This window comes from Streptomyces sp. GbtcB7 (genome assembly GCF_019091445.1).
GTDB classification, from domain to species: domain Bacteria; phylum Actinomycetota; class Actinomycetes; order Streptomycetales; family Streptomycetaceae; genus Streptomyces; species Streptomyces mirabilis.
Genome location: NZ_JAGXJM010000009.1, coordinates 108,268 through 123,288 on the forward strand (window position 1 = coordinate 108,268; position 15,021 = coordinate 123,288).

Below are 15,021 nucleotides of genomic sequence, written 5' to 3' on the forward strand. Positions count from 1 at the left end.
GCGGTGCTGCGCGTGGTCGACGACTGGCCCCTGTGGTGGCCCGGAGTGCGGCGGGCGCGCCGTGTCGATGAGCAGTCGAGGGCGTTCCCGTTGCGCTCGCTGCTGCCGTTCGACCTCGACCTCACCATCACCGGCGCGTTCGAGGACACGGAGTCGAGGGTGTTGCGCGGGGTGGTCGGCGGGGACCTGGAGGGTGTGTCGGGGCGGAGCGTGCGCCCGCACGGGACCGGCAGTCGGGCGGTCCTCGAGCAGGACATGGTGGCGCGCAAGGCACTCATCCGCCGGCTCGAGGTGCCGTTTCGCCCGCTGTTCCGCGCCAACCACTATCTCCTGACGTACCGGGGACACCGTGATCTGAAGGCATGGCTGGACGGCGGTCAGGAGGCTCGCCGCGCACGCGAGGAGGAGCGGCGGTCGGATACCCGCTCCGAGCGAGACCCTCGGCTCACCCGGAACGGGTACCGGCGCGCTGCGCCGACGCGGACGTCGGGATCACGGTGTGAACGGAGCCGTCATCCCCGGTCCAGGATCGCCGTGAGGGCCTCCCGCAGTGCCGTCTCGGGGCTCGCCGACGGGCCCTCGGAGCGCCAGGCGACGAATCCGTCGGGGCGGACCAGCACCGCTCCGTCCTCGGTGACGCCGTGCACCTCCGCCCAGTCCGTGTCGCTCGCGGGGGAGAGCTCCGCGTCGGCGCCGCTGCCGATCCGGTAGGCGTCGAGCGGGACGGACAGCCGCTGGGCGACGTCCTTCGCCGCGCTGTGCCACTTGTCCGACGAGGTCAGGAGCACCATGGACCGCTCGTACAGGTCGAGGGTGGAGACCCGGTCGCCGGCGCGGTTCAGCCACATGTGCGGTGCCCGGCTGCCGGGTTCGCCGGTCAGGCGCAGGCCGTCGGGGACGATCGGCGCCGACTGGTCGGCGCCCAGGACCGCGCCGCGCGGATAGCGGTAGGCCAGCGCCACGTTGAGGATGCCGCCCTTCTTGCCGCCGGGGCCGGCGGCTCCCGGGCCGGGGATGTACCCGGGGTGGCTGTGCTCGACCGAACGCGACGAGGCGCGGGCGCTGGTCGCCTCCGCGACCGGGCGGCGCTCGGCGTCGTAGGACTTCAGCAGTCCGGGGCCCGCCCAGCCGCCCAGCACCGCGGCCAGTTTCCAGGCGAGGTTGTGCCCGTCCTGGATTCCGGTGTTGGAGCCGAACGCACCGGTGGGGGACATCTCGTGGGCCGAGTCGCCGGCCAGGAACACCCTGCCGTCCGAGTAGCGCTCGGCGACCCGCTCGGCGGCGTGCCAGGCGGCCCTGCCGGTGATCCGCACATCGAGATCGGGTACGCCCACGGCGCGTCGGATGTGGTCCGCGCACCGCTCGTCGGTGAACTCCTCCAGGGTCTCGCCGTGTTCGGGGTGCCAGGGCGCGTGGAAGACCCAGTGCTCCTCGTTGTCGACCGGCAGGAGCGCCCCGTCGGCCTCCGGGTTGGTCAGGTAGCAGACGATGAAGCGCCGGTCGCCGACGACGTCCGCGAGGCCCCGGGAGGTGAACGTGACGCTCACGTTGTGGAACAGGTCGCCCGGTCCGCTCTGCCCGATGGCGAGCCGCTCGCGGATCGGGCTGCGCGGGCCGTCCGCCGCGACCAGGTAGTCCGCGCGGACGGTGCTGTGCTCGCCCGTCTCCCGGCTCTTGAGCTGCGCGGTGATCCCGTGCGCGTCCTGCTCGAACGACAGCATCTCGGTGGAGAAGCGCAGGTCCCCGCCCAGTTCCCGGGCGCTCTTCAGCAGCACCGGCTCCAGGTCGTTCTGGCTGCACAGGCACCACGCGCCGGGGCTGAAGCGGGCGAGCCCGCCGCCCGGGTCGATCTCCTTGAACAGCCACTCACCGGCGTCGCCCACCAGCGTCGGCGTCTGCATGATGCCGTGGTTCTCCGCCAGGACCGAAGCGGCCTCCTCGATGCGCCGCTGCACCCCGGCCACCCGGAACAGCTCCATCGTGCGCACGTTGTTGCCGCGTCCGCGCGGATGGATCGAGGTGCCCGAATGGCGTTCGACCAGCAGGTGCGGCACACCGAGCCGGCCCAGGAACAGCGAGGTGGACAGGCCCACCAGGGAGCCGCCGACGATGAGGACCGGCGTGTGCTGACCGACCTCGCCGGCCTCTTCCAATCGGTTCATTGATTGCCTCCAGCGTCACCCGCGAGGTGAGTCAGGGATGGGATGCCGGCCGCTATGAACGGCCATCAGTTTCCATGCCCTGTGCGGAGAGGATCGCGCGCTCCGGGCACCCGGATGGCACACAGTTCACTCGTCCGCACCGGCGGGCTCGCGCGCCTCGGGGGTCGCGTCAACGATCGGCACATGGCGACCCCGGTCTTTGGGACACGGCGGTCGTTCCTGACCTTCCGTGAAGAAGAGAAGAGGTGTGCCGGATGACTACTTCGGGACGTATATCGCAATCGGCGTTCGACGGCTCCAGGCTTCGGGTGATCCTGCTGCTCGACCTGTACGAAGGAGCCCAGGAGCAGTTCCTCGACGCGTACGAGCACATGCGCAATCAGGTCGCGTCCGTCCCCGGACACATCAGCGACCAGCTCTGCCAGTCGATCGAGAACCCCTCGCAGTGGCTCATCACCAGTGAATGGGAGAGCGCCCCGCCCTTCCTCGCCTGGGTGAACAGCGAGGAGCACGTCGAGACGGTCCGGCCGATGCACAACTGCGTCCGGGACACCCGCTCGATGCGCTACAGCATCCTTCGGGAGACCAGCCCCGCCCAGCCGCACGGCCAGAAGTCGGCCAAGGCGGGTATGCAGGTCGAGGCCCGGGTGGGCGAAGGTGTGGCACGCCATGCCCTCACCTTCACCGTCAAGCCGGGTACCGAGTCGAAGGTCGCGGAGATCCTCGCCGGGTACGAGTCCCCCCAGGCCCAGGTCGACGACACGACGCGGCTGCGGCGCACCTCCCTCTTCATGCACGGCAACCGTGTCGTGCGTGCGGTGGAGGTGGAGGGCGACCTCATGGCGGCACTGCGTCACGTCGCCCGTCAGCCCGAGGTACGGGCGGTCGAGGAGGCCATCAACCCGTACCTGGAGCAGGACCGGGACCTGAGGGACCCCGACTCGGCGCGGGTCTTCTTCACCCGGGCCGCGCTGCCGTCCGTGCACCATGTGACGTCCGGCCGCAAAGCACCCGAGGACGTGCGCCGCCACGCGCTCTACTACCCGGCCAAGCCAGGCTGCGGGATGGAGCTGGCCAGGTTGCTCGCCCACCAGGACGAGGCCGCGGCGGAGGACCCGAAGAGCCCGGTGTACCGGAGCACGGTCTTCCAGCGTGACGACATCGTGGTGCGTCTCATCGACGTGACGGGCGAGCTGGACGCGGACCCCGTCGCCGCGCTCGGAGTCAAGGGCGCGAAGAAGGCCGCGGAGCTGGAGCGTCTCCTCGACGGTGCCGCGATCGGCGTCGAGGGCTCCCTGGAGACGGAACGCAACATCAACCGCCTCCTGTCGCACGTCGACATGATGCCCGTCACCGACCGCTCGGCGGATTCCTGACAGAGGGCCGCGGCTCCGTCCGCGGCCCTCCCTCCCCGGACGTCACTGCCCCACCCGGAGGTATCAAGCATGTTCAAGAAGCATCCACGCATCGTGGACCTGAGCGAGACGGAACCCAACCGCAGGCGCGGAGGCGACATCCGGGCCATGCTCACGCCCGCCACGGCGGGGTCCACCAGCGGCTTCATGGGCCTGGCCCTCATCCAGCCCGGCGAGCGCATCGGTGAGCACTACCACCCGTACTCCGAGGAGTTCGTGTACGTCGTCAACGGCGCCCTCGAAGTGGACCTGGACGGCGACACCTTCGCCCTGCGGCCCGATCAGGGTCTGCTGATCCCGATCAACATGCGGCACCGCTTCCGCAATGTCGGCGACACGGAAGCCCGCATGGTCTTCCACCTGGGCCCGCTCGCTCCGCGTCCGAGCCTCGGCCACGTCGACACGGAGGTGACCGACGACACCGCGCCCGGCCCCGAGTTCGCCACCGCCGGGGCGGACCTGTCCGCGCCGGACCACGGACAGCCGTCCGAGCGAAGTGGGGCCATAAAGTGACCCGGCGGGTGGCCGTCACCGGTATCGGTGTGGTCGCTCCGGGCGGCACCGGGGCGACGGCGTTCTGGGACCTCCTGTCCAACGGCCGCACCGCGACCCGCGGCATCTCGCTGTTCGACCCGGCGGGCCTGCGTTCCCGCATAGCCGCCGAATGCGACTTCGACCCGCTCGCGCACGGCCTCGACCCGGAGCTGAGCGAACACGCCGACCGCTACATCCAGTTCGCCGTGGTCGCGGCCGGGGAAGCCGTCCGCGACTCCGGACTCGACACCGGCAAGGAGGACCCCTGGCGGGTCGCGGTCTCCCTGGGCAGCGCCGTCGGCGGCACCACCCGCCTGGAACACGACTACGTCCAGGTCAGCGAACGGGGCCGGCGGTGGGACGTGGACCACCGCGCGGCCGACCCGCAGCTGCACCTGGCGTTCTCGCCCAGCACGCTGGCCTCGGTCGTCGCCGAGGAGTTCGGTGCCCAGGGACCGGTGCAGACCGTCTCCACCGGCTGCACCTCCGGACTCGACGCGGTCGGCTACGCCTTCCACACCATCGAGGAGGGCCGGGCGGACGTCTGCATAGCCGGGGCGTCGGACTCTCCGATATCCCCGATCACCATGGCCTGCTTCGACGCCATCAAGGCCACCTCACCCGACAACGACGACCCCGAGCACGCCTCCCGGCCCTTCGACGCCCACCGCAACGGCTTCGTCATGGGCGAGGGCGGCGCGGTACTGGTTCTGGAGGAGTACGAGCACGCCCGAGCCCGCGGCGCGCACATCTACTGCGAGATAAGCGGCTACGCCACCTACGGCAACGCCTACCACATGACCGGTCTGACCAGCGAGGGGCTGGAGATGGCCCGGGCGATCGACACCACGCTCGACCAGGCCCGCCTCGACCCCACCCTGATCGACTACGTCAACGCGCACGGCTCGGGCACCCGACAGAACGACCGGCACGAGACCGCCGCGGTCAAGCGGTCCCTGGGCGAGCACGCCTACAAGACGCCCATGAGCTCCATCAAGTCCATGGTGGGGCACTCGCTGGGCGCGATCGGCGCGATAGAGGTCGTCGCCTGCGTCCTCGCCCTGAAGCACCAAGTGGTGCCGCCCACGGCGAACTACGAAACTCCCGACCCCGAGTGCGACCTGGACTACGTGCCGCGCACCGCACGCCCGCGGAAGCTGAACAACGTGCTCTCCGTGGGCAGCGGATTCGGCGGATTCCAGTCCGCGGTGCTCCTGACCGGGCCGGGTGGGAGGAACCGATGACCACTCAGCGCACTCAGCGCCCCCGGCGCGCGGCCATCACCGGCATCGGTGTGATCGCGCCCAACGGACTGCGCGCCGACGCGTACTGGAAGTCCGTCAGAGAAGGCCTCGTCGTCCTGGACCGGATCTCCCGCGAGGGATGCCAGCATCTGCCGCTCCGTATCGCGGGCGAGGTCCGGGCCTTCGACGCCGCGGCCCTCATCGAGGAGCGGTTCCTCGTCCAGACGGACCGCTTCAGCCACTTCGCGATGGCAGCGACCGTGCTCGCCCTCGACGACGCCGGCCTCGGCCACGGTGACCCCGCGGACCCGTACGACATCGGCGTGATCACCGCCGCCGGATCAGGTGGCGGCGAGTTCGGACAGCGCGAGCTCCAGAAGCTGTGGGGCCAGGGATCCCGGTACGTGGGCCCGTACCAGTCCATCGCCTGGTTCTACGCCGCCAGCACCGGCCAGATCTCCATCCGGGGCGGCTTCAAGGGACCGTGTGGAGTGGTCGCGAGCGACGAGGCGGGTGGCCTGGACTCCATCGCGCTCGCCGCCCGGGGTGTACGGCGCGGCACCGGCGCGGTGGTCGTCGGATCCGCGGAGGCCCCCCTCGCCCCGTACTCGATGGTGTGCCAGCTCGGATACCCCGAGATCAGCACCGCCGAGGATCCCGGTCAGGCCTATCGGCCCTTCACCGCGGGAGCGTGCGGCTTCGCTCCCGCGGAGGGGGGAGCCATGCTCGTCGTGGAGGACGAGACCCGCGCCCGTGAGCGCGGGGCGGCCGTCCGGGCCGTCGTGGCCGGCCATGGGGCCACGTTCACCGGAGCCTCCCGTTGGGAGCGGTCCAGAGAGGGTCTCGCCCACGCGATCCGTGGCGCCCTCGACGAGGCCGGCTGCGCCCCGGAGGAGATCGACGTCGTGTTCGCCGACGCCCTGGGCGTTCCGGAGGCGGACCGCGCCGAAGCCCTGGCCATTGCCGACGCCCTCGGTAAGCACGGCACCCGGGTCCCCGTCACGGCGCCCAAGACGGGCATCGGGCGGGCCTACTGCGGGGCACCCGTGCTGGACACCGCGGCCGCGGTGCTCGCCATGGAGAACGGTCAGGTACCCCCCACCCCCAACGTGTTCGACATCTGCCACGACCTCGACCTGGTGATGTCGAGCGCTCGTCCCACCGAGCTGCACACGGCCCTGGTCCTCAGCAGGGGACTGATGGGCTCCAACGCGGCGCTGGTAGTGCGCCGTGGCGGCGACTCCGCCCGATAGGACCGGGCGGGAAGGAGAACAGACTCATGATCACCACTGAAGTGACCCTCATCGAACTGGCCTCGCTGATGAAGAAGGCGGCCGGTGTCTCCGTCGACCCCGAGGACCTCGAGAAGTCGTCCGACTCCCCGTTCGGCACCCTCGGCCTCGACTCCCTCGGCCTGCTCGGCATCGTCGGTGAGCTGGAGAACCGGTACAGCCAGCCGCTGCCCCCCGACGCCGAGCGCTGCAAGACCCCCCGTGAGTTCCTCGACCTCGTCAACAACACCCTCAAGGCTGGAGCCTGAAAGTGGCAGGACACACCGAGAACAGCATCACCATCGACGCCCCTCTCGACCTCGTCTGGGACATCACCAACGACATCGAGAACTGGCCGCAGCTCTTCAGCGAGTACGCGTCCCTGGAGGTGCTCTCCCGCGACGGCGACACGACGAAGTTCCGCCTGACCATGCACCCGGACGAGAACGGCAAGGTCTGGAGCTGGGTCTCGGAGCGGACCGTGGACCGCGCCAGGCGGACGGTCCGCGCCCGCCGCGTCGAGACGGGCCCCTTCGACCACATGAACATCCGGTGGGAGTACGAGGAGACCCCCGAGGGCACGCACATGCACTGGGTGCAGGACTTCGCGATGAAGCCCGAGGCCCCGGTCGACGACGCCTGGATGACGGACAACATCAACCGCAACTCCCGCGTCCAGATGGAGCTCATCCGGGACCGGATCGAGAAGGTCGCCCGCGACCGTCAGAACGCGCCGATGCCCGGCTGACAGCCGGAGCTCAGGAAGGACATCCGATGCACCACGCCCTCATCGTCGCGCGCATGGCGCCCGACTCGGCCCCGGCGATCGCCGATGTGTTCGCCGCCTCCGACCGCGGTGAACTGCCGCACCTGATCGGCGTCAAGCGGCGCAGCCTCTTCCAGTTCGGTGATGTGTACATGCACCTCATCGAAGCCGACAAGGACCCGGCGCCCGCCATCGCGAAGGTGGTCGGGCACCCCGAGTTCCGGAGCGTCAGCGAGCAGCTGTCGGCGTACGTCAGCGCGTACGACCCGCAGACGTGGCGCAGTCCCAAGGACGCCATGGCCCAGTGCTTCTACCGCTGGGAGCGGGACGCCGTCTCCTGAGGCGAACGCCCGGACACAACCCGAGGCCGCCGACCCCGCGATGGACGCGGAGCCGGCGGCCTCGGGTTTTTCCCGGTGCGCCGGGTCAGCTGGGGATGGTGCACTCGAAGGCGTGCAGATACGCGTTGACCGGACGGAACTCGTCGATGACGAGCCCCGCGTCCGTCAGCCGGTCGACCATGCTCTGCCGGGTGTGCTTCGCACCGCCGACATTGAGGAGCAGCAGCAGGTCCATGGCCGTGGTGAACCGCATCGACGGGGTGTCGTCCACGAGGTTCTCGATGACGACGACGCGGGCACCGGGCCGCGCCGCCTTGCGGATGTTGGCCAGCGCCCTGCGGGTGCTGTCGTCGTCCCACTCCAGGATGTTCTTGATGATGTACAGGTCCGCCTGGACCGGGATGTCCTCACGGCAGTCCCCGGCCACGACGCGCACCCGCTCGGCCAGCGAACCGCCGCCGCGCAGCCGGGGATCGGCGTTCTCCACCACTCCCGGCAGGTCGAGCAGCGTGCCGTGCATCCCGGGGTGCTTCTGCAGCAGGCTGACCAGGACCTGGCCCTGACCGCCGCCGATGTCCGCGACCGAGGACACGCCTCGCAGATCGAGAAGGTTCGCCACGTCCCGCGCCGACTGCTCGCTGGACGTCGTCATGGCCCGGTTGAACACGTACGCAGACTCCGGGGCCTCTTCGTTGAGGTAGTCGAAGAACTCCCGCTCGTACACGTCCTCGAAGACGTTCCGGCCGGAGCGCACCGCCTCGTCGAGCTTCGGCCAGACGTTCCACGTCCACGGCTCGGTGCACCACAGGGCGATGTAGCGGAGGCTGTGCGGGTCGTCCTCGCGCAGCAGCCGGGACATCTCCGTGTGCGCGAAGGTGCCGTCCGGGAGCTCGGTGAAGACCCCTTGGCAGGACAGCGCGCGCAGCAGTCGCCGCAGGGTCTTCGGCTGGGCCTTCACCGTCGCAGCCAGGTCCTCCACGCGCGTGGGCGTGTCGCCCAGGGCGTCCGCCACGCCGAGGCGGGCGGCCGCGCGTACGGCGGCGGCGCACGCCGCTCCGAAGGCGAGCTCCCGCAGCCGCATGGACGGCGGTGGGGGAGCCGGATCGACCGTGCTCGGGGGAGCCGGATCAACAGTGGTCATGGTGGTGCCTCGCTTCTGGGGTCGTGCTGGTGGGGGGTGGGGGAGGGGTCAGCACAGTCCGGCGGGCTCGGAGTGCGCGCAGGTGTTGCCGTGGAAGGTGTTGCCCTTGCCCTTGACGCGGTCGCGGTTGGCGAGGTCGGCCTTGCCGTTGCGCTGCGCCACGTTGTCGCGGATCTCGTTGCGCTCGTTGACGGCGCCCACGAAGCTCTTGTACAGAACGATGCCGCCGGACAGCGGGGAGGTGCCCACGTTGTCCTCGACCCTGTTCTCCGCCACCAGTGTCTTCTCGGCGCCGGTGAGGACGATCCCGGAGCCCTGCAGGAAGGGCAGACGGGGGGTCTTGGGGCAGTACTTGTTGTTGGCGTGGACGTAGTTGCGGACCACGTTCAGCGCCCCGACGTGCGGCTTGTTCTCGTCGCCCACGACGAACACCGCGGCGCAGTTGCCGGTCGCCTCGTTGTGATCGACGGTCAGGTTCCGCAGCCGTCGGACCGTGACGCCGATCCGGTTGCCGGCCAGAAGGTTGTGACTGACGACCGTCCCCAGGGTGTCCCGGGCGCCCTCCTCGGTGCTGACCGTGTTGGACAGGAACAGTCCGGCGTCGCCGTTGTTCTGGGCGAGGTTGTGGCGGAACACCCCGCGGACGGAGCGCTCCTGGGCGATGCCCCACTGGCCGTTCTTCTCGGCGACCACGTCCTGGACCGTCAGCCGGTCGGTGCCCGACGCCCACAGGCCCTGCTTGGCGAAGCCTCTGAGGGTCAGTGAGCTGACGGTGACGCCCGTGACGCGCTTTTTGTCCGTTCCGGTGACACAGATGCCGTTGCCGGCCTTGGCGCAGCTGCTGTCGGAGGCCTTGCCCGGCACGATGACGGTGGAACGGGCACCGGAGCCGCGCAGCGTCAGGTTCGCCACCGTGACGCGGACGCTCTCGTGGTAGGTGCCGGGGAAGAGGAAGACGGTGTCCCCCGGTTGTGCGGAATTCACGGCCTTCTGGATCGACTCGCCGGGGTGGACCCAGTGCAGCGTCCGGTGGTCGGCAGACGGGGCGGCACCCAGCACCGACGCCGTGACGGCCGCGGTGCAGGCGAGGTAGGCCATTTGTCGTTTTGTCATAGGCCGAAGCTAAGAGCGGGTGTTCCGGCCCGCCACCGCTGATCACCCAGGTGGACCGTCGGCGTCACCTGCCTGCGCGCGTATGGGTGAGCCATCGGAGGCAGCGGCGTCGGCCGACACGCGACCGCCCCGGCCGGAGAGCCCGGCCGGGGCGGTGCGGTGGTGACGCGTGGGCGCCGACGGTGTGTCAGGCGAGGGTCGCGAGCGTCGCGTTCCAGGTGGCCGAGGGGCGCATGACGGTCGCGGCCTTGGCCGGGTCGGGCTGGTAGTAGCCGCCGATGTCGGCGGGCTTGCCCTGCACTGCGAGCAGCTCGTCGACGATCGTCCGCTCCTGCGCGGTCAGCGTCTCGGCGAGCGGGGCGAACGCCTTGGCGAGGTCCGCGTCGTCGGTCTGCTTGGCCAACTCCTGCGCCCAGTACAGGCCCAGGTAGAAGTGGCTGCCGCGGTTGTCGATGCCGCCGACGCGCCGGGTCGGCGACTTGTCCTCGTTGAGGAAGGTCGCCGTCGCGCGGTCGAGGGTGTCGGCGAGCACCTGGGCGCGCGCGTTGCCCGTGGTCTGCGCGAGGTGCTCGAAGCTGGCCGCGAGGGCGAAGAACTCGCCCAGGCTGTCCCAGCGCAGGTAGTTCTCCTTGACCAGCTGCTGGACGTGCTTCGGGGCGGAGCCGCCGGCACCCGTCTCGAAGAGACCGCCACCCGCCATCAGGGGAACGACGGAGAGCATCTTCGCGCTGGTGCCCAGCTCCAGGATCGGGAACAGGTCGGTCAGGTAGTCACGCAGGACGTTGCCGGTGACCGAGATGGTGTTCAGGCCCTTGCGGATGCGCTCCAGGGAGAACTTCGTCGCCTCGACCGGGGACAGGATCTTGATCTCCAGGCCCTCGGTGTCGTGCTCCGGCAGGTACGCGTTGACCTTCTCGATCAGCTGCGTGTCGTGGGCGCGGGTCTCGTCCAGCCAGAACACCGCCGGGTCGCCGGTGGCGCGGGCGCGGGTGACGGCCAGCTTCACCCAGTCCTTGATCGGGTCGTCCTTGGTCTGGCAGGCGCGGAAGATGTCGCCCGCGCCGACGGCCTGCTCCAGGACCACGTTGCCGGCCTGGTCGACGAGGCGGACCGTGCCGGTGGTGGGGATCTCGAAGGTCTTGTCGTGGCTGCCGTACTCCTCGGCCTTCTGGGCCATCAGACCGACGTTCGGCACCGAGCCCATGGTGGACGGGTCGAAGGCGCCGTGGGCGCGGCAGTCGTCGATGACGACCTGGTAGACGCCGGAGTAGCTGCTGTCCGGGAGGACGGCGAGGGTGTCGGCCTCCTGGCCGTCCGGGCCCCACATGTGGCCGGAGGTGCGGATCATCGCCGGCATGGAGGCGTCGACGATCACGTCGGAGGGGACGTGCAGGTTGGTGATGCCCTTGTCCGAGTCGACCATCGCGAGGGCAGGGCCCTCGGCGAGCTCGGCGTCGAAGGACGCCTTGATCTCGGCGCCCTCGGGCAGCGCCTCCAGGCCCTTGAAGATGCCGCCCAGACCGTCGTTCGGGGTCAGACCGGCGGCGGCGAACGTCTCGCCGTACTTCGCGAACGTCTTGGGGAAGAAGGCGCGTACGACGTGGCCGAAGACGATCGGGTCGGAGACCTTCATCATCGTGGCCTTGAGGTGCACGGAGAACAGCACGTCCTCGGCCTTGGCACGGGCGATCTGCGCCGTGAGGAACTCGCGCAGCGGCGCGACGTGCATGACGGACGCGTCGACGACCTCGCCCGCGAGGACGGGTACGGACTCGCGCAGCACGGTGGTGGAGCCGTCGTCGCCCGCCAGCTCGATGCGGAGCGAGCCCGCCTCGGAGATCACCGTGGACTTCTCGGTGGAGCGGAAGTCGTCGGCGCCCATGGTGGCGACGTTGGTCTTGGACTCGGGGGTCCAGGCGCCCATGCGGTGCGGGTGGGTCTTGGCGTAGTTCTTGACCGATGCGGGGGCGCGGCGGTCGGAGTTGCCCTCGCGCAGGACCGGGTTCACGGCGGAGCCCTTGACCTTGTCGTAACGGGCGCGGATGTCGCGCTCCTCGTCCGACTTCGGGTCGTCCGGGTAGGCCGGGAGCGCGTAGCCCTGCTCCTGGAGCTCGGCGACCGCGGCCTTCAGCTGCGGGATCGAGGCCGAGACGTTCGGCAGCTTGATGATGTTGGCCTCGGGCGTCTTGGCCAGGTCACCGAGCTCGGCGAGGGCGTCGGGAACGCGCTGACCCTCCTCGAGGAACTCGGGGAAGAGCGCGAGGATGCGCCCGGCCAGCGAGATGTCACGGGTCTCCACAGTGACACCCGCCTGCGAGGCGTACGCCTGGACCACCGGCAGGAACGAATACGTCGCCAGGGCCGGGGCCTCGTCAGTGTGCGTGTAAATGATGGTCGAGTCAGTCACCGGGTGCTCCGCTCCACGTCTGCAACATTGCTCGACATCAAGATATCTCGTGAGCGACCCCGACTCGACAGGGGTCCGCCCGCCATCGCCGTGAACTGGACGTGGCGCGCCGCGGGCACTCGCCCTCGACGACCTCACACTCCTGCTGGACTGACGCCCACCTGTACCGGCTCGTCCTTCCGAACGACAGCGAACCATGAGATATCGCACGAGAGCGACGGCCCCCACGGCCGCGCCGGTCGACGCCACCGCGATCCGCACATGGGCGAAAAGTCGCGGGTCACCCCGGCGCGCCCGCTGCCGGAGCACGCCCGGGTGACCGTCCGTGTCGAGTACTCCGCCGAGTGTCACCGGGCTCCTCCGCGAGCACCGAGGACTACATCGCCATCGCCTCCGAGGTCTCGGGGGCAGGACCGGTCCGGCTTCCCGGCGCTACCTCCCCGACGTGGCCTCGCGCTGGTGCGGTATGCCCGCCTCCAGCAGCTCCGCCCCGCCCGGCTGAAGCGCCACCGTCCGCGTGGGCGCCGGAATCCGGATGCCCTCCTCCCGGTAGCGCTTGTGCAGGCGCTTGATGAACTCGTGCTTGATCCGGTACTGGTCGCTGAACTCCCCGACGCCGAGGATGACGCTGAAGCTGATGCGGGAGTCGCCGAAGGTGTGGAAGCGGACGGCGGGCTCGTGGTCCGGGACGGCGCCGGTGATCTCGGTCATCGTCTCGGTGACGACCTCGGTGGTCACGCGCTCGACGTGCTCCAGGTCGCTGTCGTAGCCGACGCCGACCTGGACGATGAGGGTCATCTGCTGCTCGGGGCGGTTGAAGTTGGTCATGTTGGTGCCCGCGAGCTGGGCGTTGGGGATGATGACCAGGTTGTTGGAGAGCTGACGGACCGTCGTGTTGCGCCAGTTGATGTCGACGACGTAGCCCTCCTCGCCGCTGCTGAGCCGTATGTAGTCGCCGGGCTGGACCGTCTTCGAGGCGAGGATGTGGACGCCCGCGAAGAGGTTGGCGAGGGTGTCCTGAAGGGCGAGCGCCACCGCGAGACCGCCCACACCCAGGGCCGTGAGCAGCGGGGCTATGGAGATGCCCAGCGTCTGCAGCATGACGAGGAAGCCCATCGCCAGCACCACGACCCGGGTGATGTTGACGAAGATGGTGGCCGAACCCGCGACACCCGAGCGGGACTGGGCCAGCGACCGCACGAGACCGGTGATGACCCGGGCCGCGGTCAGGGTCGCGACGAAGATGAGGACGACGGTCAGGACCTTGTTGACGTTGCGTCCGACCGGAGCCGTCAGCGGAAGCACCGCGCCCGCCGCCGAGACACCCGCGGCGATCGCTCCCCAGGGGACGAGCGTACGCAGCGCGTCGACGATGAAGTCGTCACCGCTCCACCGGGTGCGCGAGGCGTGCTTGCCGAGCCAGCGCAGCAGTATGCGCAGCAGGAACGCGGCCAGCAGTCCCGCCACCACGGGTATCCCGGCCATCATCAGGTCGTCCAGCGTGAGGGAGTGTTTCACCGGCCGCCTCCCGTGTGACGGAGGGGAAGGCCCGTGGGCCGGATGTGCTGTGTCGTCACTTGCCACCTGCTCGAATCCGGGAATGCACGATCACGCCCGGACGCGTGTTCGTCGTCCGGGGCGACCTCTCATCCTGCCGTACTCGCGGGTACGTCCGTTACCGGGCCCACACGCTTCCGGCACACCTGCCGACCACGCCTGCCGACCGTCCCTGCCGACCACACCTGTCGGTCCGTCACCAGGGCCTCGGCCGTGGCCGATCCGGTCGAGAGCGACCCGATCGAGCCGAGGAGCCGCGACACGGCTCAGGCCCCGGCCCGCTACTTCGCCGTGAACGAGCCGTGCCGCCCGGCTCCCGACGCGAAGCGGGCTGCGCCCTCCATGCCCTCGGCCAACACGTCCATGCCGTAACGGAGTTCGACGCGCATGGCCGCCTCCTCGACCAGACCCTCCTGGTCGAGGACCGACGCGCGGTCGCTGCGCAGGCAGGACTGGGGGAAGTCGGCGATGGCCGCGGCGAGTTCCTCGGCCTCGGCCCGGGCGCGGCCGGTCGGGACGAGCCGGTTGGCGAGGCCCATCTCGTACGCCTCGGCGGCCGGGACCGCGCGGCCGGTGAGGATCATGTCCATCGCACGGCTTGCGCCGATGAGACGGGGGAGCCGTACGGTGCCGCCGTCGATGAGCGGGACGCCCCAGCGGCGGCAGAAGACGCCGAAGACGGCGTCCTGCTCGGCGACCCGCAGATCGCACCAGAGCGCCAGTTCCAGGCCGCCCGCCACGGCATGCCCCGCGACCGCCGCGATGACCGGCTTGGACAGCCGCAGCCGGGTGGGACCCATCGGCCCGTCCCCGTCCTCCGCGACCCTGTTGCCGTACTCGGTGCCGATCGCCTTGAGGTCCGCGCCGGCGCAGAACGTGCCGCCCTCGCCCCAGAGCACCGCCACCCGGGCCGTCTCGTCCGCCTCGAACTCCCGGAAGGCGTCGGCGAGTTCGGCGGCGGTCGGCCCGTCCACGGCGTTGCGGGCGGCGGGGCGGGAGAGGACGACCGTGGTGACGTACCCCTGGCGTTCGATCCGGACCGACATCGTGCTGTCTCCTTCTCCCGGCCA

13 protein-coding genes are annotated in these 15,021 nt (G+C 70.2%); 7 read left to right on the top strand and 6 right to left on the bottom strand.

The annotated features are described in order from the left end of the window. Positions 1–512: 512 nt before the first annotated feature. Positions 513–2,162 (bottom strand): FAD-dependent monooxygenase, encoded by a 1,650-nt coding sequence (locus KVT44_RS16955; protein ID WP_190168368.1) that lies wholly within the window; start codon positions 2,160–2,162, stop codon positions 513–515. A gap of 254 nt (positions 2,163–2,416) precedes the next feature. On the opposite strand from KVT44_RS16955, the gene KVT44_RS16960 reads away from it, so the two are divergent. The 7 genes from KVT44_RS16960 (at position 2,417) to KVT44_RS16990 (ending at position 7,733) form a co-directional block, all read left to right on the top strand. After that, positions 2,417–3,538 carry a SchA/CurD-like domain-containing protein gene (locus KVT44_RS16960; RefSeq protein WP_099919424.1) on the top strand — a complete coding sequence of 374 codons (1,122 nt, stop codon included), beginning with the start codon at positions 2,417–2,419 and terminating at the stop codon, positions 3,536–3,538. Positions 3,539–3,607: 69 nt separating this feature from the next. After that, positions 3,608–4,090 (top strand): cupin domain-containing protein, encoded by a 483-nt coding sequence (locus tag KVT44_RS16965; RefSeq protein WP_075030275.1) that lies wholly within the window; start codon positions 3,608–3,610, stop codon positions 4,088–4,090. Then, positions 4,087–5,355, top strand: coding sequence for a beta-ketoacyl synthase (locus KVT44_RS16970; protein WP_075030274.1), 1,269 nt, complete (start codon positions 4,087–4,089; stop codon positions 5,353–5,355). Before KVT44_RS16965 ends, KVT44_RS16970 begins: the two co-directional genes overlap by 4 nt. Further along, complete coding sequence (locus tag KVT44_RS16975) at positions 5,352–6,608, top strand: ketosynthase chain-length factor (RefSeq protein ID WP_190168369.1); 1,257 nt, start codon at positions 5,352–5,354, stop codon at positions 6,606–6,608. The genes KVT44_RS16970 and KVT44_RS16975 overlap by 4 nt, the downstream gene beginning before the upstream one ends. A 26-nt stretch (positions 6,609–6,634) precedes the next feature. Further along, the gene (locus tag KVT44_RS16980) at positions 6,635–6,895 is read left to right on the top strand and encodes a phosphopantetheine-binding protein (protein ID WP_054232640.1); all 261 of its coding nucleotides are present in this window, start codon (positions 6,635–6,637) and stop codon (positions 6,893–6,895) included. A 2-nt stretch (positions 6,896–6,897) separates the two neighbouring features. After that, the gene (locus KVT44_RS16985) at positions 6,898–7,374 is read left to right on the top strand and encodes an SRPBCC family protein (protein WP_054232639.1); all 477 of its coding nucleotides are present in this window, start codon (positions 6,898–6,900) and stop codon (positions 7,372–7,374) included. A gap of 26 nt (positions 7,375–7,400) precedes the next feature. Further along, on the top strand, positions 7,401–7,733 hold the full coding sequence (locus KVT44_RS16990) for a TcmI family type II polyketide cyclase (protein ID WP_054232638.1): 333 nt from the start codon (positions 7,401–7,403) through the stop codon (positions 7,731–7,733). A gap of 85 nt (positions 7,734–7,818) precedes the next feature. Here KVT44_RS16990 and KVT44_RS16995 read toward each other — a convergent pair whose 3' ends face one another. The 5 genes from KVT44_RS16995 to KVT44_RS17015 all read right to left on the bottom strand — a co-directional run bounded on the left by KVT44_RS16995 (position 7,819) and on the right by KVT44_RS17015 (position 14,997). Further along, complete coding sequence (locus tag KVT44_RS16995) at positions 7,819–8,874, bottom strand: methyltransferase (RefSeq protein WP_217567657.1); 1,056 nt, start codon at positions 8,872–8,874, stop codon at positions 7,819–7,821. Positions 8,875–8,922: 48 nt separating this feature from the next. Continuing rightward, positions 8,923–9,987, bottom strand: a complete 1,065-nt coding sequence (locus KVT44_RS17000) for a nitrous oxide reductase family maturation protein NosD (RefSeq protein WP_190168370.1) — start codon at positions 9,985–9,987, stop codon at positions 8,923–8,925. A 187-nt stretch (positions 9,988–10,174) separates the two neighbouring features. Next, positions 10,175–12,394: an NADP-dependent isocitrate dehydrogenase gene (locus tag KVT44_RS17005; protein ID WP_190168371.1), complete on the bottom strand. Its 2,220-nt coding sequence runs from the start codon at positions 12,392–12,394 to the stop codon at positions 10,175–10,177. A 432-nt stretch (positions 12,395–12,826) separates the two neighbouring features. Further along, on the bottom strand, positions 12,827–13,912 hold the full coding sequence (locus KVT44_RS17010) for a mechanosensitive ion channel family protein (RefSeq protein ID WP_097287365.1): 1,086 nt from the start codon (positions 13,910–13,912) through the stop codon (positions 12,827–12,829). A 320-nt stretch (positions 13,913–14,232) separates the two neighbouring features. Next, entirely contained in the window at positions 14,233–14,997 is a 765-nt protein-coding gene (locus tag KVT44_RS17015) for a crotonase/enoyl-CoA hydratase family protein (RefSeq protein ID WP_075030268.1), read from the bottom strand. Positions 14,998–15,021 lie beyond the last annotated feature (24 nt).

What these genes read in the sequence shown, in the direction of transcription:
- KVT44_RS16955 (WP_190168368.1), bottom strand. Translation starts at nt 2,162, where the DNA reads ATGAACCGATTGGAAGAGGCCGGCGAGGTCGGTCAGCACACGCCGGTC.
- KVT44_RS16960 (WP_099919424.1), top strand. Translation starts at nt 2,417, where the DNA reads ATGACTACTTCGGGACGTATATCGCAATCGGCGTTCGACGGCTCCAGG.
- KVT44_RS16965 (WP_075030275.1), top strand. Translation starts at nt 3,608, where the DNA reads ATGTTCAAGAAGCATCCACGCATCGTGGACCTGAGCGAGACGGAACCC.
- KVT44_RS16975 (WP_190168369.1), top strand. Translation starts at nt 5,352, where the DNA reads ATGACCACTCAGCGCACTCAGCGCCCCCGGCGCGCGGCCATCACCGGC.
- KVT44_RS16980 (WP_054232640.1), top strand. Translation starts at nt 6,635, where the DNA reads ATGATCACCACTGAAGTGACCCTCATCGAACTGGCCTCGCTGATGAAG.
- KVT44_RS16990 (WP_054232638.1), top strand. Translation starts at nt 7,401, where the DNA reads ATGCACCACGCCCTCATCGTCGCGCGCATGGCGCCCGACTCGGCCCCG.
- KVT44_RS16995 (WP_217567657.1), bottom strand. Translation starts at nt 8,874, where the DNA reads ATGACCACTGTTGATCCGGCTCCCCCGAGCACGGTCGATCCGGCTCCC.
- KVT44_RS17000 (WP_190168370.1), bottom strand. Translation starts at nt 9,987, where the DNA reads ATGACAAAACGACAAATGGCCTACCTCGCCTGCACCGCGGCCGTCACG.
- KVT44_RS17015 (WP_075030268.1), bottom strand. Translation starts at nt 14,997, where the DNA reads ATGTCGGTCCGGATCGAACGCCAGGGGTACGTCACCACGGTCGTCCTC.